This is a genomic window from Streptomyces sp. NPDC020299 (assembly GCF_044387825.1).
Lineage (GTDB): Bacteria > Actinomycetota > Actinomycetes > Streptomycetales > Streptomycetaceae > Streptomyces.
In genome coordinates this window covers 115,965-135,194 of the sequence record NZ_JBIRWL010000013.1, presented here as the reverse complement: position 1 = coordinate 135,194, position 19,230 = coordinate 115,965, and the positions used below count along the sequence as shown (strand labels likewise).

General features: G+C 73.0%; 21 protein-coding genes. 7 read left to right on the top strand and 14 right to left on the bottom strand.

Annotation, left to right across the window (positions count from 1 at the left end; translation table 11 throughout):
• Positions 1-12 precede the first annotated feature (12 nt).
• Together ACH45E_RS30385 and ACH45E_RS30380 are read right to left on the bottom strand one after the other, a co-directional pair.
• A complete protein-coding gene (locus ACH45E_RS30385) occupies positions 13-732 on the bottom strand; it encodes an alpha/beta hydrolase (RefSeq protein WP_361452634.1) in 720 nt (239 codons plus the stop codon).
• Positions 733-752: 20 nt separating this feature from the next.
• Positions 753-1,724 (bottom strand): alpha/beta hydrolase, encoded by a 972-nt coding sequence (locus ACH45E_RS30380; protein WP_361452631.1) that lies wholly within the window; start codon positions 1,722-1,724, stop codon positions 753-755.
• 238 nt (positions 1,725-1,962) lie between these two features.
• Here ACH45E_RS30380 and ACH45E_RS30375 point away from each other — a divergent pair, with 238 nt between their 5' ends.
• Genes ACH45E_RS30375 through ACH45E_RS30360 form a run of 4 tightly spaced genes read left to right on the top strand, consistent with a single transcriptional unit; the run spans position 1,963 to position 5,807 of the window.
• Positions 1,963-3,843, top strand: a complete 1,881-nt coding sequence (locus ACH45E_RS30375) for an amidohydrolase (protein WP_361452628.1) — start codon at positions 1,963-1,965, stop codon at positions 3,841-3,843.
• A 44-nt stretch (positions 3,844-3,887) separates the two neighbouring features.
• Positions 3,888-4,550 carry a hydrolase gene (locus tag ACH45E_RS30370; protein ID WP_361452625.1) on the top strand — a complete coding sequence of 221 codons (663 nt, stop codon included), beginning with the start codon at positions 3,888-3,890 and terminating at the stop codon, positions 4,548-4,550.
• A 20-nt stretch (positions 4,551-4,570) separates the two neighbouring features.
• The gene (locus ACH45E_RS30365) at positions 4,571-5,089 is read left to right on the top strand and encodes a DoxX family protein (RefSeq protein WP_361452622.1); all 519 of its coding nucleotides are present in this window, start codon (positions 4,571-4,573) and stop codon (positions 5,087-5,089) included.
• Positions 5,070-5,807, top strand: a complete 738-nt coding sequence (locus tag ACH45E_RS30360; protein ID WP_361452619.1) for a YoaK family protein — start codon at positions 5,070-5,072, stop codon at positions 5,805-5,807. The genes ACH45E_RS30365 and ACH45E_RS30360 overlap by 20 nt, the downstream gene beginning before the upstream one ends.
• A 24-nt stretch (positions 5,808-5,831) precedes the next feature.
• On the opposite strand, the gene glpK is transcribed toward ACH45E_RS30360, so the two are convergent.
• Positions 5,832-7,349, bottom strand: coding sequence for a glycerol kinase GlpK (gene glpK / locus ACH45E_RS30355; protein ID WP_361452616.1), 1,518 nt, complete (start codon positions 7,347-7,349; stop codon positions 5,832-5,834).
• A gap of 47 nt (positions 7,350-7,396) precedes the next feature.
• Positions 7,397-8,164 carry an IclR family transcriptional regulator gene (locus tag ACH45E_RS30350; protein WP_361452614.1) on the bottom strand — a complete coding sequence of 256 codons (768 nt, stop codon included), beginning with the start codon at positions 8,162-8,164 and terminating at the stop codon, positions 7,397-7,399.
• 193 nt (positions 8,165-8,357) lie between these two features.
• Between ACH45E_RS30350 and ACH45E_RS30345 the strand changes: the two genes are divergently transcribed.
• The gene (locus tag ACH45E_RS30345) at positions 8,358-8,813 is read left to right on the top strand and encodes an ATP-binding protein (RefSeq protein ID WP_361452611.1); all 456 of its coding nucleotides are present in this window, start codon (positions 8,358-8,360) and stop codon (positions 8,811-8,813) included.
• Here ACH45E_RS30345 and ACH45E_RS30340 read toward each other — a convergent pair.
• From ACH45E_RS30340 to ACH45E_RS30320, 5 genes are all read right to left on the bottom strand, one after another.
• Positions 8,804-9,955, bottom strand: a complete 1,152-nt coding sequence (locus ACH45E_RS30340; protein WP_361452608.1) for a PP2C family protein-serine/threonine phosphatase — start codon at positions 9,953-9,955, stop codon at positions 8,804-8,806. The genes ACH45E_RS30345 and ACH45E_RS30340 overlap by 10 nt on opposite strands.
• 102 nt (positions 9,956-10,057) lie before the next feature.
• Entirely contained in the window at positions 10,058-10,816 is a 759-nt protein-coding gene (locus tag ACH45E_RS30335) for an IclR family transcriptional regulator C-terminal domain-containing protein (protein ID WP_361452605.1), read from the bottom strand.
• 38 nt (positions 10,817-10,854) lie between these two features.
• Complete coding sequence (locus tag ACH45E_RS30330) at positions 10,855-11,364, bottom strand: GNAT family N-acetyltransferase (protein WP_361452602.1); 510 nt, start codon at positions 11,362-11,364, stop codon at positions 10,855-10,857.
• A 289-nt stretch (positions 11,365-11,653) separates the two neighbouring features.
• A complete protein-coding gene (locus tag ACH45E_RS30325; RefSeq protein WP_361452599.1) occupies positions 11,654-13,108 on the bottom strand; it encodes an FAD-dependent oxidoreductase in 1,455 nt (484 codons plus the stop codon).
• 7 nt (positions 13,109-13,115) lie between these two features.
• Positions 13,116-14,318 (bottom strand): polysaccharide pyruvyl transferase family protein, encoded by a 1,203-nt coding sequence (locus ACH45E_RS30320; RefSeq protein ID WP_361452596.1) that lies wholly within the window; start codon positions 14,316-14,318, stop codon positions 13,116-13,118.
• 175 nt (positions 14,319-14,493) lie between these two features.
• On the opposite strand from ACH45E_RS30320, the gene ACH45E_RS30315 reads away from it, so the two are divergent.
• Positions 14,494-14,982 (top strand): DUF1360 domain-containing protein, encoded by a 489-nt coding sequence (locus ACH45E_RS30315; RefSeq protein ID WP_361452593.1) that lies wholly within the window; start codon positions 14,494-14,496, stop codon positions 14,980-14,982.
• A 28-nt stretch (positions 14,983-15,010) separates the two neighbouring features.
• On the opposite strand, the gene ACH45E_RS30310 is transcribed toward ACH45E_RS30315, so the two are convergent.
• Positions 15,011-15,601, bottom strand: a complete 591-nt coding sequence (locus ACH45E_RS30310; protein WP_361452590.1) for an HAD-IIIA family hydrolase — start codon at positions 15,599-15,601, stop codon at positions 15,011-15,013.
• A 208-nt stretch (positions 15,602-15,809) separates the two neighbouring features.
• Between ACH45E_RS30310 and ACH45E_RS30305 the strand changes: the two genes are divergently transcribed.
• Positions 15,810-16,373, top strand: a complete 564-nt coding sequence (locus ACH45E_RS30305; protein WP_361452587.1) for a hemerythrin domain-containing protein — start codon at positions 15,810-15,812, stop codon at positions 16,371-16,373.
• Between the two features lie 455 nt (positions 16,374-16,828).
• Here ACH45E_RS30305 and ACH45E_RS30300 read toward each other — a convergent pair whose 3' ends face one another.
• From ACH45E_RS30300 to ACH45E_RS30285, 4 genes are all read right to left on the bottom strand, one after another.
• Positions 16,829-17,356: a hypothetical protein gene (locus ACH45E_RS30300; protein WP_361452584.1), complete on the bottom strand. Its 528-nt coding sequence runs from the start codon at positions 17,354-17,356 to the stop codon at positions 16,829-16,831.
• Between the two features lie 113 nt (positions 17,357-17,469).
• The gene (locus tag ACH45E_RS30295; RefSeq protein ID WP_361452581.1) at positions 17,470-18,240 is read right to left on the bottom strand and encodes a metallophosphoesterase; all 771 of its coding nucleotides are present in this window, start codon (positions 18,238-18,240) and stop codon (positions 17,470-17,472) included.
• A complete protein-coding gene (locus ACH45E_RS30290; RefSeq protein WP_361452579.1) occupies positions 18,237-18,524 on the bottom strand; it encodes a BON domain-containing protein in 288 nt (95 codons plus the stop codon). Before ACH45E_RS30290 ends, ACH45E_RS30295 begins: the two co-directional genes overlap by 4 nt.
• The gene (locus ACH45E_RS30285; protein ID WP_361452576.1) at positions 18,521-19,225 is read right to left on the bottom strand and encodes a hypothetical protein; all 705 of its coding nucleotides are present in this window, start codon (positions 19,223-19,225) and stop codon (positions 18,521-18,523) included. The genes ACH45E_RS30290 and ACH45E_RS30285 overlap by 4 nt, the downstream gene beginning before the upstream one ends.
• Positions 19,226-19,230: the final 5 nt, after the last annotated feature.

The following is a 19,230-nucleotide window of genomic DNA, read 5'->3' as shown; positions in this document are numbered from 1 at the left end:
CCCGTGTGCCGGTCAGCCCGCCGCGCGGACCGCCTCGCGGATCAGGTCGGCGACCTCCTTGGGCTGGGAGACGGCGACCGCGTGGGAGGCGCCCTCGAGTTCCACGACGGTGGCGCCGGCGCGCTTGGCGCCGAAGCGTTCCACCTCCGGGTTGATCGCCTCGTCCGCGCCGGCGATCAGCGCCCAGGAGGGCTTGGTCTTCCAGGCCGCCGCGGTGGCGGTCTCCTCGAAGGCGGCGGCCGCGAGCGGACGCTGGGCGGCGGCGAGGATCTTGGTGACGCCGGCGGGCACGTCGGCGGCGAAGACCGAGGGGAAGGCGTCCTCCGCGATGGTGACCTCGACGGCGCGCTCGCCGCCCGCCACCGGGTACGTCCACTCCTTGAGGTTGCTCACCAGCGGGGAGAGCGGGAAGCGGCCCTGGAGCTCGCCGAGGCTCTCGCCCTCCTCCGGGACGTAGGCGGCCACGTAGACCAGGCCGACGACGTTCTCGGTGGTGCCGGCCACGGTGATGAGGGCACCGCCGTAGGAGTGGCCGACCAGGACGACGGGGCCGTCGATCTGGGCGGCGACCGAGGCGACGTAGGCGGCGTCGGAGGCGAGGCCGCGCAGCGGGTTGGGCGGGGCGATCACGGGGATGCCGTGGCCCTGGAGTTCGGCGATGACCCCGGACCAGCTGCCGGCGTCCGCGAAGGCGCCGTGGATCAGGACGACGGTGGGGGTGGAGGTGGTCATGTCGGTGTGTCTCCCGGGGTTCAGGCGGTGTGCAGGGCGGCGCGCAGGGTGTCCGCGGCCAGCGTGATGGCGAACTGGGCCGCGTGCGTCTCGCGCATGGCGTTGACCATCACGAAGTCGTGGATGATGCCCTGGACCCGGACGGCGGTGACCGGGACCCCGGCCGCGCGCAGCTTGTTCGCGTAGGCCTCGCCCTCGTCGCGCAGCACGTCGGCCTCGGCGGTGATGACCAGGGCCGGAGGCAGACCGGTGAGCTGCTCGGTGGTGGCGCGCAGCGGGGAGGCGGTGATCTCGGCGCGCTGGTCCTCGTCGGTCGTGTACTGGTTCCAGAACCACTGCATGCCGTCGCGGCGCAGGAAGTAGCCCTCGGCGAACTGGTGGTAGGAGCCGGTGTCGAAGCTCGCGTCGGTGACCGGGTAGAAGAGGACCTGCTGGACCAGCGGCAGACCGCCGCGCTCCTTGGCCATCAGGGTCAGGGCGGCGGTCATGTTGCCGCCGACGGAGTCACCGGCCACGGCGAGGCGCGAGCCGTCCAGGTCCTTGGTGCCGCCCTGTTCGACGACCCACCGGGCGACCGCGTAGTTCTGCTCGATGGCGACCGGGTAGCGGGCCTCGGGCGAGAGGTCGTACTCGGGGAAGACCACCGCCGCGCCGGCGCCGACGGCGAGTTCGCGGACCAGGCGGTCGTGGGTGTGGGCGTTGCCGAAGACCCAGCCGGCGCCGTGGATGTAGAGGATCACGGGAAGCTGCCCCGTCGCTCCCGCCGGGCGGACGACGCGGGCGCGGACCTCGCCGGTCGGACCGCCGGAGACGGTGATCCACTCCTCGTCGACGGCGGGCTTGCCGATGTCGCCGGACTGCACCTCGTCGACCGCCTTGCGCCCTTCCGCGGGGGGCAGGTCGAAGAGGTAGGGCGGGTTGGCGGTCGCCTCCGCGAAGGCGGCCGCCGCGGGCTCCAGTACCGGCGTGACCGGCCGGACGGCGTCGGACATGGATTTCTCCTGGTGTTCACAGTGGTGCGGTGATGACTCGATACGCCGGTAACGGTAAATGCGCCGGGGGGCCGGTAATTGCCTGCGAGTGCACTTCCCGTGTTCTCACAGCGCACCGAATGCCAGTGCACTGTGGGAACGGATTCGGTGCACGGACGGAACACCCGGCCCCGCCGGACCGGCTTAGCGTGACACCGCAGCGATTCGATTTCGGGAGGGGTTTCCCACGGTGTCATCCATGCCGGTCGGCGGGCTGGTCCCGCGAGCCACCGACAATGCCGCGGAACTCGTGGTCCGCAATGCGCGGATCCATACGCAGGACCCGCGCCGCCCGCACGCGACGGCGCTCGCCGTGCGCGACGGTGTCATCACGGCCGTCGGTGACGACGCCGACGTGGCGGGGAGTATCGGTGCGGACACGCGGGTGGTGGACGCGCTCGGCCGGCGGGTGGTGCCGGGCCTCAACGACGCCCATCTGCATGTGATCCGCGGCGGGCTCAACTACGTACTGGAACTGCGCTGGGACGGCGTGCCGACGCTGCGCCGGGCCCTGGCGATGCTGCGCGAGCAGGCCGCGCGCACCCCGAAGGGGCAGTGGGTGCGGGTGGTGGGCGGCTGGTCGGCGGAGCAGTTCGCCGAGCGGCGGCTGCCGACGGTCGCGGAGCTGAACGCCGCCGCGCCGGACACCCCGGTGTTCGTACTGCACCTGTACCAGGCGGCGGTGCTCAACCGGGCGGCGCTCAAGGCGGCCGGCTTCGGCAAGGACACGCCCGACCCCAGGGGCGGGCAGATCGTCCGCGGCCGGGACGGGGAGCCGACGGGCCTGCTGCTGGCCGCCCCGAGCGCCCTGCTCCTGTACTCGACACTGGCCAAGGCGCCGGCGCTGGAAGGCGAGGACGAAAAGACCTCGACCCTGCATTTCCTGCGCGAACTCAACCGGTTCGGGCTGACGTCGGCGATCGACGCGGCCGGCGGCTTCCAGAATTTCCCCGACAATTACCGGACGGTCGTGGAACTGGCCGCGGAAGGCCGGCTGTCGCTGCGGATCGCCTATCACCTTTTCCCGCAGACACCGGGGCAGGAGATATCCGACCTCACCCGCTGGATCGAAATGACCCGCCCCGGGGACGGGGACGCCTGGCTGCGCCTCAACGGCGCGGGTGAGAACCTCACCTGGGCGGCGGCGGATTTCGAGAACTTCAGCCAGCCGCGCCCGGAACTCGCCCCCGGTTACGAGGCGGAGTTCGAGAAAGCGGTCCGGCTGCTCATGGAGAACGGCTGGGGCTTCCGGCTGCACGCCACCTACGACGAGACCATCCGCCGCGACCTCGCGGTGTTCGAGTCACTCGCCGCGGACGGGCTCTTCCCGGCCGGGAACCGCTGGCTGTTCGACCACGCGGAGACCGTCTCCCCCCAGAGCCTGGACCGCATCGCCGCGCTCGGCGGGGCGCTGTCCGTGCAGAACCGGCTGTCCTTCCAGGGTGAGGCCTTCCTGCGCCGCTATGGCTCCGGAGCCGCCGCGGACGCCCCGCCGATCGGCGCCATGCTGGAGCGCGGGCTGACGGTCGGCGCCGGTACGGACGCCACCCGGGTCTCCAGCTACAACCCGTGGATCGCCCTGCACTGGCTGGTCAGCGGGCGCACCGTCGGCGACCTGGCGCTGCGCGCGCCCCGGCACCGCCTCGACCGGGAGACCGCGCTGGCGCTGTTCACCCGGTCCGGGGCCGCGCTGACCGGCGAGGAGGACGTCAAGGGCGTACTGCGGCCCGGCTGCTTCGCGGACCTCGCGCTCCTGTCCGAGGACTTCCTCACCGTGGCCGAGCCGCTGATCCCGCACATCGAGTCGCTGCTGACGGTCACCGGCGGCCGGATCGTGTACGCCGCCGCCGAGTACGAGGGCCTCGACGAGGAACCGCCCCCGGTCAGCCCCGCCTGGAGCCCGGTGGCGCACTTCGGCGGCTACCAGGCGGCACCCGGCGCGGGCGTGCCCGGCGCCCGGCAGGCCGAGTCGCTGGCGGAGGCCGTCGCCGAGGCGGAACTGCACCGGCAGTGGCGGGTACGGCGCGGCACCCTCGCACCGACGGCGGGCGCCGCCTTCGACCCCTGCTTCTCTCTCTGATCACCACGTCTCAACACCCCGTCCACACAAGGAAAGGCACACGCATGACCGACATCGCCGAGGTCACCGCGGCCCCCAGCCCCGACCTGCTCACCCCCGACAACTGCACGGTGCTGTTCGTGGACCACCAGCCACAGATGTTCTTCGGCACCGGCAGCGGCGACCGCACCGCGATCATCAACGCGACCGTGGGCCTGGCCAAGGCCGCCGAGGTGTTCGACGTCCCCGTGGTACTGAGCACGGTGGCCGCCGAGTCCTTCTCCGGCCCGATCCTGCCGCAGCTCGCGGCGGTCTTCCCGGAGCAGAAGATCATCGACCGCACCACGATGAACGCCTGGGAGGACCTCGCCTTCGTCGAGGCGGTCAAGGCCACCGGCCGCGGGAAACTGGTCCTCGCCGGGCTGTGGACCGAGGTCTGCGTCGTCCTGCCGGCCCTGTCCGCGCTGGCCCAGGGCTACGAGGTGTACGTGGTCACCGACGCGTCCGGCGGCGTCAGCCCGCAGACCCACGAGCACGCGGTGCAGCGCATGGTCCGGGCGGGTGCCGTCCCGGTCACCTGGGTGCAGGTGCTGCTGGAGCTCCAGCGGGACTGGGCCCGCACCGAGACGTACGTCCCGGTCACGGAGGTCGTCAAGGAGCACGGCGGCGCCTACGGCATGGGCATCGTCTACGCGCAGTCCGTCATCGGCGCCCACGCGGCCGGCTGAACCGGGGCGGGCACGACACGATGGACACCGGACTGTTGGTCCTGAGGCTGGTGGCGGGTCTCCTCATCGCCGGCCACGGAGTGCAGAAGGTCAGTTTCCGGCTGGGGGGCAACGGTCTGGCGGGCGGTACCGAGGAGTTCCGGCACGACGGCTTCCGCGGCGGCCGGCTCACCGCGCTCGCCGCGGGCGGCAGCCAGACCGGCGCGGGCGTGTTCCTGGCGGCCGGGCTGCTGACGCCCGCGGCGGCGATGGCCGCCATGGGGGTGATGACGGTCGCGTCCACCGTGAAGTGGCGCAACGGGCTGTGGGTGCAGAACGACGGCTACGAGTATCCGGTGGTCCTCGTCGTCGTCTCCGCGGTGCCGGCGCTGACCGGCCCCGGCCGCTGGTCGGCCGACCACGTCCTCGGGCTGGCCCCGTGGCCGTGGTGGGCCGGGGTCGCGGCGATCGTGGCCGGTCCGGTCAGCGGGCTGCTCACCCGGGCGGTGCTGCACCGCCCGGCACCGGAAGGGGCCCGGTATGCGCCGGCTGCTGACTGACGCGGCCCGCACCCTGGTGCCGCCCGCCGGTGACCGGCACGGCCCGCTGCCGCCGCTGATGCTGACCCTGACCGTGGTCACGGGGCTGGTCGACGCGGTGAGCTATCTGGCGCTCGGACACGTCTTCGTCGCCAACATGACGGGGAACGTGGTCTTCCTCGGCTTCGCCCTGGCGGGCACGGCCGGCCTGTCGGCGCTCGCGTCCGTCGTGTCGCCGGCGGCGTTCCTGCTGGGGGCGCTCGCCGGCGGCCGGCTCGGCACCCGGTTCGCCGCCCACCGCGGGCACCTGCTGCGTACGGCCACGGCACTGCAGACGGTGCTCGTGGCCGCCGCGGTGGCGGTCGCCGCGCTCTGCGGCGGCCATGTCACCACCGGCGGGCGGTACGCCCTGATCGTGTCCCTGGGCCTGGTCATGGGCCTGCAGAACGCGGTCGCCCGCCGGCTGGGCGTGCCCGACCTCACCACGACCGTCCTGACGCTCACCCTGACCGGACTGGCCGCCGACTCCGCTCCGGCGGGCGGGGCGGCGCCACGGCCGGGCCGCCGGGTGCTGTCGGTGCTGGCCATGTTCGCCGGCGCGTTCACGGGCGCCGCGCTGATCCGGCACGGCCACCTGGTGCTGACGCTGGGGCTCGCCCTCGTACTGCTCGCGGTCACCTCGCTGGCCGCGCACCGGCTCTCCACGGCCGACGCCGGCTGGGTGAGGGCGCAGAGCTGACCGGGTGCTCCTCACGAGTGCTCCTCACGCGTCGTTCTTCAGCTGTCTGATCCAGCCCAGTGAACGCTCCACGGCCCGCTGCCAGTTGTCGTACTCCTGCGCCCGCCGCTCGGGGTCCATGTCGGGCAGCCACTGGGCGGCCCGGTGCCAGTTGCGGCGCAGGACCTCCAGGTCCGGCCAGTAGCCGGCGGCGAGGCCCGCGGCGTAGGCGGCGCCGAGGGAGACCGTCTCGGCGACCATGGGCCGTACCACGGGCACGTCGAGCACGTCGGCCACGAACTGCATGAGCAGGTTGTCGGCCGTCATGCCGCCGTCCACCTTGAGCTCCCTCAGGGGGAGCGGGGAGTCGGCGTTCATGGCGTCGACGACCTCGCGGGTCTGCCAGCCGGTGGCCTCCAGGACGGCCCGGGCCAGGTGGCCCTTGGTGATGTACGAGGTGAGGCCGACGATGACCCCGCGGGCGTCACTGCGCCAGCGGGGGGCGAACAGCCCGGAGAAGGCGGGGACGATGTAGCAGCCGCCGTTGTCCTGGACCGACAGCGCGAGGGTCTCGATCTCCGGCGCGGTGCTGATCAGTCCCAGCCGGTCCCGGAACCACTGGACCAGGGAGCCGGTGACGGCTATCGAACCCTCCAGGGCGTAGACCGCCGGCTGGGGGCCGATCTTGTACGCGACGGTCGTGAGGAGTCCGTGCCGGGACCGCACGAGGTCGGCGCCGGTGTTGAGGAGCAGGAAGCTGCCCGTTCCATAGGTGCACTTCGCCTCGCCCGGGGAGAAGCAGGTCTGCCCGAAGAGGGCGGCCTGCTGGTCGCCGAGCGCGGCCGTGACGCGGATGCCCGGCAGGACCGAGCGGGCCTCGCCGTAGGTCTCGGCGGAGGACCGGATCTCGGGCAGCATCGGCCGGGGCACGCCGAAGAACGCCAGCAGCTCCTCGTCCCAGGCGAGCGTGCGGATGTTCATCAGCATGGTGCGGCTGGCGTTGGTGGGGTCGGTGATGTGCAGACCGCCGTCCGCGCCCCCGGTGAGGTTCCAGATCAGCCAGCTCTCCATGGTGCCGAACAGCACCTCGCCGTCCCTGGCGCGCTGTTCCAGCCCGTCGACCTGGTCGAACAGCCAGCGGATGCGCAGCGCGGAGAAGTAGGTCGAGGGGGGCAGGCCGCAGCGCTCGATGAAGAACTCCTCGCCGGGTTCGCGCTTGAGGTGCTCGACGAGCGGTGCCGTGCGGGTGTCCTGCCAGACGATCGCCCTGCCCAGCGGGTCACCGGTCCGCCGGTCCCAGAGCACCGTCGTCTCCCGCTGGTTGGTGATGCCGATGGCGGCGATCTCCTGGACGGCGACGTCGGCGCCGGACAGGGCCTCGGGCACGATCCGCAGCAGATTGCGCCAGATCTCGACGGCGTCGTGCTCGACCCATCCGGGCCTGGGGAAGTGCTGCCGGTGCTCACGCTGGGCCACGGACACCAGCCGGCCGTGGTGGTCGAACAGAATGCATCGGGTGGAGTTGGTGCCCTGATCGACGGACATCACATACCGCTCAACCATGATCGGGTCTGCCCTTCCGATGTGTCACGGCGGGGACTGGCGGCGCATCACCAGCGGGCGGCTCCCAGGTCTCTGGAGATCGCCCGCGCGGCCTCGCGCAGCAGCGTGATCAGGTTCGGCCGGGGCCGGCCCTGGTTGTCACAGATCCGCTCGACCGGGCCGGACAGTCCGATGGCACCCACCACGAGGCCGCCGTGCCCCCGGATCGGCGCGGCGACACCGGCCTCGCCCATGCTCATCTCCTGGACCTCGGCGGCCCATCCGACCTCCCTGACCTCGGCGAGGGCCCGGTTGAGCTGCTCCGGGACGGCGAGGGTGTGGCGGGTGTACGCCTCGAGACCGGGCTCCAGGGCCTCCTCCAGGGGCGCGGTCCCGAAGGCCAGCAGGACCTTGCCGAGCGAGGACGCGTGCAGCGGCAGCAGCGAGCCCACGTCCAGGGTCTGAAGGCTGTCGTCCGGCCGGAACACGTGGTGGACGACGAGGACCTGGCCCTCCAGCGGGGTGCCCAGGCGGACCGCTTCGCCGCTGCGGGCGGCCAGGGCGTCGGCCCAGTTGATGGAGCGCGACCGCAGTTCGTTGACGTCGAGATAACTGGTGCCGAGGTGCAGCAGGGCTGCCCCGAGCTGGTACTTTCCGGTCGCCGCGTCCTGCTCGACGAAGTCCACGTGCTGGAGTGTGCGCAGGATGCCGTGGGTGGTGCCCTTCGCCAGCCCGAGCGAGGCCGCCACCTCGCCGAGTCCGAGTCGGCGAGGTCCACCGGCGAGCAGACGCAGGATCGCCGCCGCCCGTTCGATGGACTGGACCGGGCCGGTCATGGACCGAGCCTATTACCGCCGTGGTCTGTCCGCCTTTCGTGCGGGTCGAAGGCTCCGCCACGGTCGGCCCCCCAGCGTTCGACAATGCCGACCGACGTTCATTGACCCGGTTCGTCCGGCTTCTTAGTTTGCTACGAGGCCCGGCAAAGCGCGCTGAGGCCCGGCGCACCGCCGGCTCACGGGAGGAGATCTGATGTCGGTACAGCTGGAGCTCGATCCCATGCCTGGCGACACAGTGGAGCACATCTTCGCGCTGCCGCCGGTCAGCGGTGCCGTTTCCGCCGTGCGTCGACGGGCCGGGGCTGTCCTCGCCGACTGGGACGTGGCCCCGGAGGTCGTCGAGGACTCTCTGCTCGTGGTCTCGGAGCTGCTCACCAACGCGCTCGTGCACGCCCTGCCTCCCGCGGAACTGCGGCTGTCCTGGGTCCGGGGCGAGGGAGCCGGCACCCTGCGCGTCGAGGTCACCGACGCCGGACCGGCTCGCACGGCCGGACGGTCGCCGGCCTGTGTCGACCCGGACGAGCACGGCCGGGGCGAGCACATCGTCCACGCGCTGGCCGCCCGGCACGGCATCCGCATCCACCCCGGCGGAATCACCCGGTGGGCCGACCTCGTCACGGCGGCACGCGGCAGGACGGCTCAGACCTGAGCGAATCCGGCGACGGCGGCCTCGGCGACCGGCGCTTCCGTGGCGGCCGGCATGCGCAGCAGGAGCAGCGCGGCGTCGTCGTGCAGCCGGCCGCCCACATGGGTCAGCAGTTCGTCATGGAGCGCGTCCAGGGTGCGTGCCGGTTCGCCGGACACATGGCGGGCCAGCCCTTCGGCGAGCGGATAGAACTCACCGCCGTGGTCGCGGGCCTCGGTCACCCCGTCCGTGTACAGCAGCAACTGGTCCCCGTCGGCGAACGGCAGCACCTGGAGGCTGGGGACCTCGCCGGAGAGGGCGCGCAGGCCGAGCGGCGGGGCCGGCTGGATCGGCTCCACCGCTTCGACGCCTCCGGCGGACTCGCGCACCAGCAGCGGGGGCGCGTGTCCGCAGTTGACCACTTCGAGACGCCCGGGTGAGGGGTGTCCGGCGACCACGGCGGTGACGAAGTCGTCGTCTCCGAGGTTGCGCGCCAGGCTCCGCTCGATCCTGCCGACCACGGCGAGGAGATCGGGCTCGTCGTAGGCGGCCTCCCGGAAGACGCCGAGGACCAGCGCGGCGGTACCCACGGCGGGCAGTCCCTTGCCGCGTACGTCACCGACGATCAGCCGCACCCCGTAGGGGGTGGGCACCAGGGCGTAGAGGTCCCCGCCGATACGGGCCTCCGCGGCGGCGGCGCTGTAGCGGACGGCCACCTGGAATGGTCCGACCGTCGTGGGTACGGGCTTGAGCAGCGCGTGCTGGGCGGCCTCCGCGACCGACCGGACGGCCGCCAGCACCCTTTCCCGGCGGCCGCGCCGCGCGCTGGTCAGGCAGCTGGCCAGGGTGACGGCCAGCAGGGCGGACAGCACAGCGGACAGTTCGGCGAGCGGAACACCGTCGCGGGAGCCCAGCGTCGCGCTCAGCGCGGCGGCGAGCAGCCCGACGCACAGCACTCCGCGCGGGCCGTTGGTGGTGGCGGACAGCGCGGGTCCGGCGGCGAGCAGCGGCAGCCAGATCATCCCGGCCCCGCCGAGGAGGTCGACGAGCACGACGAGGCAGACGATCAGTACGGGCAGTACGGGGGCCGCTCGGCGACCGGCCGCCCGGCTCCTGAGCAGTCGTATCGGCCACTGGTCGCCGCCATGGTCTCGGGCCTGACTCATGTGTCTTCCGCAGTCCTCATCTGTCAGCCGGGGGGAGACTCCCGAAAAGTCCGTTTCATCCAGGAAACGGGTTTGTTCCCCTGTGAGACAAGCCACGGAATTTCAGATAGTGAGCGACAGGCCCCTGGTCACGCGGCTCGAGGTCGACAGCAGCCGCGCCCTGATCTCCTCGATCCGGGAGATCCGGTCCGCGGGCAGCGAGACGCCGAGCGAGCCGAGCGTGTTCCCGCTGTAGACGGGCACCGCGACGCACACCGTGCCGAGACAGTACTCCTCCAGGTCCGTGACCGCCGGGGCCACGGGCGAGGTGTCGAGCCGCCTGAGCAGTTCGACGGGGCTGGTGATGGTCCGCGGGGTGAGCCCGGGGAGGCGGTGACGGGAGAGGTAGTCCTGGCGGGAGTCGTCGTCCAGCTCACGCAGCACGGACTTGCCCAGCGCGGTGGCGTGCCCCGCGTCCTCGAACCCCACCCACAGGTCGACCCGGGGCGCCCGGGGGCCGTCGACGATCTCCGCGACCCGGATCTCGCCCTCCTCGTAGAAGGTCAGGTAGGTGGCGGTGGCGAACTCGTCCCGCAGTGCGGCGAGCGAGGGCCGGACCCGGCTGAGCAGTGTCTGCCCGCTGCCCCTGGTGTGCAGCGTCTGGAGCCTGTCGCCCAGGACGAAGACGCCGTCGTCGAGCTTGCGTACGTATCCGTCGTACACCAGCGTGCGCAGCAGGTGGTAGGCGGTGGCCAGGGGCAGGCCCGTCTCCCGCGCCAACTGCTTCGCCGGCGCGCCGTTGGCGTGCGCGCTCACCGCCTCCAGCAGCCGGAACGCCCGTTGGACGGAGCCTATGAGCGTGGGGCCGTCGTGACCAGGCATACCACCAGCGTGCGCCGAGCACCTGAGCCAGGCAAGGTCTACGCCAGGTCCCGGGTGAAGGTCACGCGGTCGAGGCCGGGGCCGTCGTAGTCGGGCCGGACGGGGGAGACGGTGAAGCCGAGGCGGGTGTGGAAAGCCTGGGAGGCGGTGTTCTGCGGGCTGGTGACGCAGTGCACGTAGCGGCGGCCGTGGGACCCGGCCAGCCGGAAGAAGGACCGGTAGAGGGCACGGCCGACGCCCCGGCCGTGCAGTGCCGGGTCGACGCCGACGAAGTGCACGTAGGCGGCCTCGTGGTCGGTCTGCGACAGGAATCCGACGAGGAAGGCCGCGAGTTCGCCGTCTCCGCGCTCACCGTTTCCGTGCTCGACCAGGTAGCTGGTGGTGGTGAAGTGCTGGAAGTACAGGCGGGGCAGCAGCAGGGCGCGCTCCCGGGCTCCGGCCGCGCCCTTGAGGCCGCCCCACCACGCCTCGAGCACGGCCAGCACCTGCGGATGGTCCTCGGCGACGGGGTGCCGGGCCGTGAGTCCCTCGGGGAGATCGTCGATCACGGGGGCAGTCTCCCAGCGGCGCGGGCGTGACGGGCGGAATACGGGGAACACACAGCTTTTCCCGCGAAGGAGGCGAACATGGTTCAGCCAGTCCAGCCACCCATCCCCGTCCCGCCGGAGCCCACGCCGCCGGTGCCGGGCCCGGGCCGGCCCGATCCGGCTCCCGGGCCGCCGCTGCCGGACCCGGTGCCCGAACCGCCGCCCGGCCCGTCGCCCACCCCGCCCCCCGACCCGCGTCCTCCGGAGCCCGCTCCCGTACCGGAGCCGTCCCCGGTGTGAGTCTCGCCGGTCAGTGAGGCGTCGGCGCGAGGTCGGCGGCCTCGCAGCGCAGGCGGGCGCCCTGGCGCAGGAGTTCCTGCTGGACGACCCGGTGGGGCACCTCGCGGGGGCGCCGGCCCAGGCGGACGGCGAGCGCGGCGCACACGCCCGCGGCCTGGCCGGTGGCCATCGCGATGGGCATCACGCGGTACGAGGAGTGCGCCACGTGGGTGCCGGAGATGCAGCGGCCGGCGACCAGCAGCCGCTCGATGCCGCGGGGCAGCAGCGCGCGCAGCGGGATGTCGTAGAAACGCCCCCGGGGCACGCGCTTGAGGACGGTTCCGGTGCCCTGCGGGTTGTGGATGTCGATCGGGTACGCGCCGTGCGCGACGACGTCCGGGAAGGCGCGGGCCTGGAGGATGTCGTGTCCGGTCAGCTGGTAGTCGCCGAGGATGCGGCGGGTCTCCCGTACGCCGATCTGGGTGCCGCTCTGCACCGCGTAGGCGTTCTCGAAGCCGGGCACGCGGGTGCGCAGGAACCGGTCGATCTGGGCCATCTGGTGGCGGGCCAGGTACTCGGCCCGGGTCAGGTCCCAGACGTCGATGCCCAGCGCCCCGGTGACCCGGGTGCTGTTGACGGCGACCTCGCCCGGGTGCGGGGTGCCGAAGAACAGGATGTCCTCGCGCGGCAGCCGCAGCTCGCCCGCCGCCGTGGCCTCCTCGACCAGGTCCCACAGCCCGTGCACACCGCGCCACTGGTCGGGGTGGGAGCGCACGTACTCGGCGAACCGCGGCCGTGCGAAGTCGGCGACCCGGAACATCAGCGTCATCGGCTGCACCAGGCCGTCCTCGGGGCGCCCGATCTCGCAGGGCGCTCCGCAGGCGGTGGCCACGTCGCCGTCGCCGGTCGCGTCGACCACGGCCCCGGCGTCGATCACCACCGGTCCCGACTTGGTCTCGAACACCACCCGCCAGCCGTCGTCCAGGGGCAGCGCGGTGGAGGCGAAGGCGTGCAGCAGCAGGTGCACGCCCGCGCCGTCGAGCAGGTCCAGCAGGACGAGCTTGAAGATCTCCGGGTCGAACGGCACGGTGTAGCCGGTCTCCAGCGAGGGCGGGACACAGCCGCCGCGTTCGGTGAGCCGGTCCAGCAGCCGCCGCAGGAAGCCGGCGACCACCGCCTCGCCCTCGCCGTGGTCGCCGGGCAGCAGCCGGTCGCCCTGCTCCCCGGGGCCGGTGAACACGGCCTGCTTGTGCTCGTTGTGGAAGGACATCAGCGGCATCACGAGGGCCACCGTGGCGTTGCCGCCGAGGAACCCGTAGCGCTCCACGAGCACGACGTCGGCGCCGGCGTCCGCGGCCGCGTACGCGGCGGCGGTTCCGGCCGGGCCGCCGCCGACCACCAGGACGTCCGTCCGCCCGCCGTGCCGGGCCGGGCGCGGCGGGAGGGTGACGGTGCCGGGCCGGCGCGGTTCTTCCAGCAGGGGCATCGCCGCGCTACCTTCCGTCGGCCCGGACCGCCGCCGTACCCGTGGTGAACAGGCACAGGCCGGGCTCCCGGTGCCGTACGGGCTCCCGCGGGCCGCCGTCGAGGGAGTCGAGGAGGTCACCGCAGCGCACGCAGGTCTCGGCGGCCAGTGCCCGCAGCCCGGCCACCCGGGTGCCCAGGTCCGCACGGCGCTCGGGGAACTCGTCCCAGAGCCGGTCCACCTCGGCGAGCAGCAGTCCGGCCTGTTCCCGGGCCACGCCGACCAGTGCCGGGGCGCCGGTGCGGCGGGCGAAGTCGAAGACCTTGCCGGCGTACGGCAGCGGCAGGTACGGCAGACCCGTGACCGCCGCGAAGATCACCAGGTGCAGGCGCATGCCGACGACGAGGTCGAGGTGGCGCATGAAGCCCAGCACCTGGCCCGGGCTGTACTGGTTGTGGAGGATCCGCCCGAGGTCCGGAGCGCTCATCCGGGACAGTACGCCGTGCGCGTGGTGGACGTCCTGGCGTTCCATCGGCACGAAGACCACGTGCGCGTCCAGGCGCCGGGTCAGGAAGTCGGCCACGTCGGCGAGGAGCGCGTGGTAGCTGGCCTCGTCGAGGTTCTCCGCCGCCCGGCCCGGTTCCCGTACGGACATCCCGATGAGCCGGCCGCCGACGGGGAGGCCCTCCTCGCGCATCATCTTCTCGGTGAACGGCTCCGGCGGCAGCAGCAGCGCGGGGTCGGCGGTGACGGTGAGCTCGCACTCGACGCCGACCTCCTCCAGCACCAGCCGGGACTCCTCGTCGCGGACCACGACGTCGTCCATCGCGGGCAGCACGGCGCGTACCGCCTCCCGGTCCTCCGGTTCGCGCAGCGGGCCGGCGCCGACGGCGTAGGCGAAGCTGCGCACGCCCCGTTCGTGGGCCGCGCGGACCAGCCGCAGATAGCGGCGCGCCTCCCCGTCGTACAGGATTCCGCCGCCGCCGAGCACCAGCAGGTCCAGGCTCGCCAGGGCGTCGAGCACGGGTTTCTGCGGGACTCCCTCCCAGGCGACCACCTCGTCGGCCTGTGGCTGGTGGAGCCGGGTGTGCTCGGCGTGCCGGCTGAAGACGACCAGGTGGGCGTCGGGGCGGTGCGCGCGCAGGCAGCTGAGCACGCACCGCAGGATCGCCTCGTCGCCGATGTTGCACCCGCCGTAAGAGCCGAGCAGGCCGATCCGCATCTGGGTCATCCGGAACTCCTTGTCGAAGGTTCGTCTCCGGGAAGGGCTCCGTACGCAGATCCGTACGTAGCAACAGTATGGGCGGTCGGGTCGCGCCTTGCCTCAGGACGACGTGTGACGGCCACGCCCCGGGGAACTCGGGGCCGGCCCGCATGCGGGGGCCGGCGTGCAACGGGGAGGTGCCATGACGACGGACAGCGTGCGCTACGAGGAGGGCGAGGAGCCCCTCGGGGGCTACGCCGTGCTCGCGGGTGTGTTCACGGCGGGTGCCGCCGGGTTCGCCGCGGTGGCGCACCGGCGCGGTGTGCGGCTGCCGCAGCGGGTGCCGCCCTGGGACGTCGCCCTGATGGGGGCCGCCGCCTACAAGGGTTCGAGGCTGCTGACCAGGGACAAGGTGACCAGTTTCCTCAGGGCGCCGTTCACCCGACGCGAGTCCGGGGGCGAGGCGAGCGAGGTCTCGGACACACCGCGCGGCAGCGGGGTCCGGCGTGCCGTCGGTGAACTGGTGTCCTGCCCGTTCTGCACCTCGGCCTGGCTGGCCGGCGTCCTGGTGTGCTCCTACGCCTCGGCGCCGCGCGCCACGCGCCTGGTCTGCGGCGGTCTCGGCGCGCTGACGGTGGCGGACTGGCTCCAGTACGCCTGGACCTGGACGCAGCAGGCAGCCGAGGAGTGACCGGCCGCCCGGTGAACGGCCGGGCCCTTCAGCAAGAGTCGCCCCGCTCTCCCTCTTCGGTTTCGGTGAGGATCCGTCGTACGGCCATGAGCAGGCCGGTGGCGGGGTCGGGCACCAGTACGGCCCGGGCACCCGCGGCTCGCGCGGCCAGGACGTCGGCCTCGATGCCGCCGATCACCACACAGTGCCGGGGGTCCACGCCCAGGCGCCGGGCGGCCTCGAGGATCAGGCCCGGGCGGGGTGTGCGGCAGGGACAGCCGGCCTCGGGCGGGTGCGGGCAGTGCACGAAGGTGCCGAGCCCGCCGAGCAGGGCATCCACCCGGTCGTCGACCCGGCGCACGTCGGCGTCGGTGAGCAGTCCGCGTCCGATGCCGGACTGGTTGCTGACCACGCCGGTCGGGATGCCCGCCGTCCGCAGCAGTGCCACGGCCTCCCTGGCGCCGGGCAGCAGCCGCACCCGGTCGGGGTCGCCGTTGCAGGGGACGTCCTCGACGAGCGTGCCGTCGCGGTCGAAGAGGACGGCGGCCACGGCGGTGCGGTTGGGCGTCCGGGGGTGCACCGGGTCCTCCACGGCGGCGGGCTCCGCGCACCAGGCGTGGTGTGCGGCGGCGCCGTTCACGGCGTACTCCCGAGCGGTCCCAGGTCGGCGGTCGGCATGGCCTCCTCCGTCTCCTCCGCGGTCCCCGTATCAGTGGTTCTCACACGTCAACGCCTATTGTGCGGAGATCCGGCGGTACGCGCGATTCGTGTGAGCCGGCCGTCGCCGGGCACTCGGGGTCCGTGGCGGATCCGACCGGAGCCGTCGTGCTCAGGCTGGAGGTAAGGACATGGGACACGGTGGGAACGTCATCGACGAACTGGTGACCGATCACCGGGAGGTCGAAAACCTCTTCGGCAAGATCGAGGCGCTGCCGTCCGGTGACAGGAAGCGCAAGATATACGCCGACCAGGCCACGATGGAGCTGGTGCGGCACTCGGTGGCCGAGGAGGCCTACATGTACCCGGCCGTGCGGGAGCACGTGGAGGGCGGCGGCGCCTTGGCCGACAAGGAGCTCGAGGACCACGCCAAGGCCGAGCAGATCATGAAGGACCTGGAGAGCTGCGAGGCCGACAACCCCGAGTTCGACCGGCTGGTGACCTCGCTGATGGGCGAGATCCGCATGCACATCCGCGACGAGGAGCAGAACCTCTTCCCGCGGCTGCGCGCCGCGTGCCCCGCGGACGCGCTGAACGAGCTCGGCGACAAGGTCCGGCAGGCGAAGAAGACCGCTCCGACCCGCCCCCACCCGTCCGCCCCGGACAAACCCCCCGCCAACAAGATGCTGGCCCCGGGCACCGGCCTGGTCGACCGGGTACGCGACGCCGTGTCCGGCCGCGGCAAGATGGACTGACGCCCCCCAGCCTGACTTCCGACCAGACACGCACGAGGGCCCGCCGCGGTGACGGCGGGCCCTCGTCCATGTCCCCGAGTACCTCACAGCAGGGGCCGAGGGCGCGGAGCCCCCGGCGGGGATGCAGGGACGCGGGACGCAACCCCGGCAGAGTGCAGGGGCAGCAACCCCGGGCGGGGTGCAGGGGCGCAGCCCCGCAATGGCCCAGGGGCACGGGCCCCGGCAGGGTGCAGCGCAGCCCCGCAAGGGTCCTGGGGGCGCAGCCCCCGACCGGGGCGCAGGGGACCCAACCCCGGCAGGGTGCAGCCCCGCGGGGGTGCAGGGCGCGGAGCTCCCGGTGGGGTCGAAGGGGCGGAGCCCCTGGGGATGGGGATGGGCAGGGGCGGCGGGGGCGAGGAACAGGCGGTGGCTGTCCGGGCGTACGCACGCCCCCGACGGCCGGGCCCCCGCCGGGATCAGGCGGCCAGCGCCCGGCCCGGGCCGAGGCGGTCCAAGAGCTGGGCGCGGTGGAGTTCCGCGACCGGGGCGAGGAGGTCGGGGTGGCGGAGCAGGGCCGCGGCCCGGCGGTCGGCCTCGTCGGGCCCGGTCAGGCGGCGGAACTCGACCGGCGTGCCGGTGGCGTGCTCGCCGTCCGCCAGCGCGGCCACCGCCCGGGCGGCCAGCTCCGGGTCGGTGAGCAGTCCGGCCGCCCAGCTCGCGACGACCTCGTCGACCCACGTGCGCCACGCCCACGTCTCCGGCTCGTCGTCCTCGGACACGGTCACCCCGGTGATCCAGTCCAGCGCACCGGACCCACCGGCCCCGGCCATGCCGACCAGGGCGGCGTCCATGGCGGTGGGGTACCGCAGCCAGGCGGCGACCGTGACGGCCTGCCGCGCCTGCACCTCGCACAGGGCGGAGGCGAGCGCCCCGCCGCTGGGCGGGTAGGCGCGCAAAAGCCATTGGGCGGTCGCCGCGATGAGCGGGGAGAGATCTGCGAGCACTCAGGGGCCGTCCGAGCTGCCGGGGAAGGGGGACGAGGGAAACTACGTAAAACGGTAGCCCCGCCGACCCCCCGCCGGTGACGTGTCATCGGCCACACCCCACGTCAGCGACGTCAACCCGACGCGGCCCCGTCCCCCGCCGACGCCCCCACCGGCTCCCGTTCCCGCAGGTGATAGACGTGGAAGGCGCGCCCGATGACCGGCTGGGCCACATTGCGCACCTTGACGCCCCCACCGGTCATCCCGTGTTCCGTACCGGCGTGCGCGTGCCCGTGCACCGCCAGATCGGCACCGCCGGTGTCGATCGCCTCGGCCAGCAGATAGCTGCCGAGGAAGGGATAGATCTCCAGCGGCTCCCCGGCAAGGGTGTCCGGCACGGGCGAGAAGTGCGTCAGCGCGATCCGCGCGTCGCACCCCCACTCGTCCAGCTCCCGCAGGGACGCGCACAGCGCGTCCGCGCACCGCCGTGAGTACCGCACGAACTCCTTCATGATCGGCTCGCCGAACTCCCCGGCGCAGCGCCCGACGAACCCGCCGCCGAACCCCTTGGTGCCGGCCACGCCGATCCGCGGCCCGTCGCCGCCGGTCACGACGACCGACTGTCCTTCGAGGACGTGCGCGCCCGCGTCCCGCAGGATGGCGGTGACCTCCTCGGGCCGGTCGTCGTGGTGGTCGTGGTTGCCCAGCACCGCGACGACCGGGACCCCGAGGTCCTTGATCTCCCGGGCGACCACCTGGGCCTCGTCGGGCGTGCCGTGCCGGGTGAGGTCCCCGGCCAGCAGCAGCACGTCGGCGCAGTCGGGCAGCGTCTCGAACGAGGGCCGGAGCACTCCCTGGCTCTCGGGCCCCATGTGGATGTCCCCCACGGCCGCGACCCGGATCATGCGAGTTCCTCCGCCTCGCCGGGCGAGGAGGTCCCCGCGACACAGATGTCCGAGTGGACCTGGTGCCCCGCCAGCGCCTCACGGGCCAGGCGGAGGATGTCGTCGCGGCACTGAGCGGACGGCACCGTACCGGTCAGCAGCACGGCCTCGCCCCGGATCTCGGCCCGGACCCCCAGCTCACCGAGGGGCCCCGCGGCCAGCCGGTCGGCGAGGTGGGCGACACGGTAGTCCAGGTGCTCGACCGTCTCGGGGCCAGGCGCGTGGACGGCGCCCTGGTCGGTCATGGCTGCTCCTCACGCGGTTCGATGACGTGCAGGCGTTCCAGGAGGAAGAGGAAGGCCGCGGGCATCGGCTCGTCCCCGCAGCTCTTGCGTACGTCCTCCCAGTCGACCTTCTCGCGCAGCGCACGGGCGACGGGCAGTACCGACCCGAAGTCGCAGTGGTGCTCGGAGAAGGCGGTGATGAGGCTGCGCATGAGGTCGGTCGGCGCCAGTACGGGCATGTGCACGGAGTCGACCGGGAGGTACTGCGCCCGCTGGAGCAGGTCGGGGCTGACCGGCCGCTGCGCCAGCTCGAAGATGATGTCGACGTCCTGCTCGAAGCAGGTCGCCTTCAGCAGCCAGTCCTCGGGCGGCACCCGGACGCCGAGTCCGGCCTCGCGCAGGGTCGCGGCGACCCCCTCGGCGTCCTCGGGGAGGATGCAGAAGTCGGCGTCGTGCTGCAGATGCCGGCTGCCGCCGTGCGCGTACACGGCCACGCTGCCGGCCAGCGCGAAGGTGTGCCCCTTCCGTTTGAGGACCGCGCCCACCCGTTTGGCGGCCTCGAGGATCGCCTGGCTGCGGTCCTGGGGCAGGTCACGTGCCTGCGGGTGCGGTACGGGTTCCGTGGGCCTCGGGGCCTGTGCGGTCGCGGCGGGGCCCTCCGCCGCCAGGTGGAGTTCCGCCCGCCGGCGGGCGAGTGTCACGTCCTCCTCGTGCTGCGTCATGGCCA

What these genes read in the sequence shown, in the direction of transcription:
- ACH45E_RS30385 (WP_361452634.1), bottom strand. Translation starts at nt 732, where the DNA reads ATGACCACCTCCACCCCCACCGTCGTCCTGATCCACGGCGCCTTCGCG.
- ACH45E_RS30380 (WP_361452631.1), bottom strand. Translation starts at nt 1,724, where the DNA reads ATGTCCGACGCCGTCCGGCCGGTCACGCCGGTACTGGAGCCCGCGGCG.
- ACH45E_RS30375 (WP_361452628.1), top strand. Translation starts at nt 1,963, where the DNA reads ATGCCGGTCGGCGGGCTGGTCCCGCGAGCCACCGACAATGCCGCGGAA.
- ACH45E_RS30370 (WP_361452625.1), top strand. Translation starts at nt 3,888, where the DNA reads ATGACCGACATCGCCGAGGTCACCGCGGCCCCCAGCCCCGACCTGCTC.
- ACH45E_RS30365 (WP_361452622.1), top strand. Translation starts at nt 4,571, where the DNA reads ATGGACACCGGACTGTTGGTCCTGAGGCTGGTGGCGGGTCTCCTCATC.
- ACH45E_RS30360 (WP_361452619.1), top strand. Translation starts at nt 5,070, where the DNA reads ATGCGCCGGCTGCTGACTGACGCGGCCCGCACCCTGGTGCCGCCCGCC.
- glpK (WP_361452616.1), bottom strand. Translation starts at nt 7,349, where the DNA reads ATGGTTGAGCGGTATGTGATGTCCGTCGATCAGGGCACCAACTCCACC.
- ACH45E_RS30350 (WP_361452614.1), bottom strand. Translation starts at nt 8,164, where the DNA reads ATGACCGGCCCGGTCCAGTCCATCGAACGGGCGGCGGCGATCCTGCGT.
- ACH45E_RS30345 (WP_361452611.1), top strand. Translation starts at nt 8,358, where the DNA reads ATGTCGGTACAGCTGGAGCTCGATCCCATGCCTGGCGACACAGTGGAG.
- ACH45E_RS30340 (WP_361452608.1), bottom strand. Translation starts at nt 9,955, where the DNA reads ATGAGTCAGGCCCGAGACCATGGCGGCGACCAGTGGCCGATACGACTG.
- ACH45E_RS30335 (WP_361452605.1), bottom strand. Translation starts at nt 10,816, where the DNA reads ATGCCTGGTCACGACGGCCCCACGCTCATAGGCTCCGTCCAACGGGCG.
- ACH45E_RS30325 (WP_361452599.1), bottom strand. Translation starts at nt 13,108, where the DNA reads ATGCCCCTGCTGGAAGAACCGCGCCGGCCCGGCACCGTCACCCTCCCG.
- ACH45E_RS30320 (WP_361452596.1), bottom strand. Translation starts at nt 14,318, where the DNA reads ATGACCCAGATGCGGATCGGCCTGCTCGGCTCTTACGGCGGGTGCAAC.
- ACH45E_RS30315 (WP_361452593.1), top strand. Translation starts at nt 14,494, where the DNA reads ATGACGACGGACAGCGTGCGCTACGAGGAGGGCGAGGAGCCCCTCGGG.
- ACH45E_RS30305 (WP_361452587.1), top strand. Translation starts at nt 15,810, where the DNA reads ATGGGACACGGTGGGAACGTCATCGACGAACTGGTGACCGATCACCGG.
- ACH45E_RS30295 (WP_361452581.1), bottom strand. Translation starts at nt 18,240, where the DNA reads ATGATCCGGGTCGCGGCCGTGGGGGACATCCACATGGGGCCCGAGAGC.
- ACH45E_RS30290 (WP_361452579.1), bottom strand. Translation starts at nt 18,524, where the DNA reads ATGACCGACCAGGGCGCCGTCCACGCGCCTGGCCCCGAGACGGTCGAG.
- ACH45E_RS30285 (WP_361452576.1), bottom strand. Translation starts at nt 19,225, where the DNA reads ATGACGCAGCACGAGGAGGACGTGACACTCGCCCGCCGGCGGGCGGAA.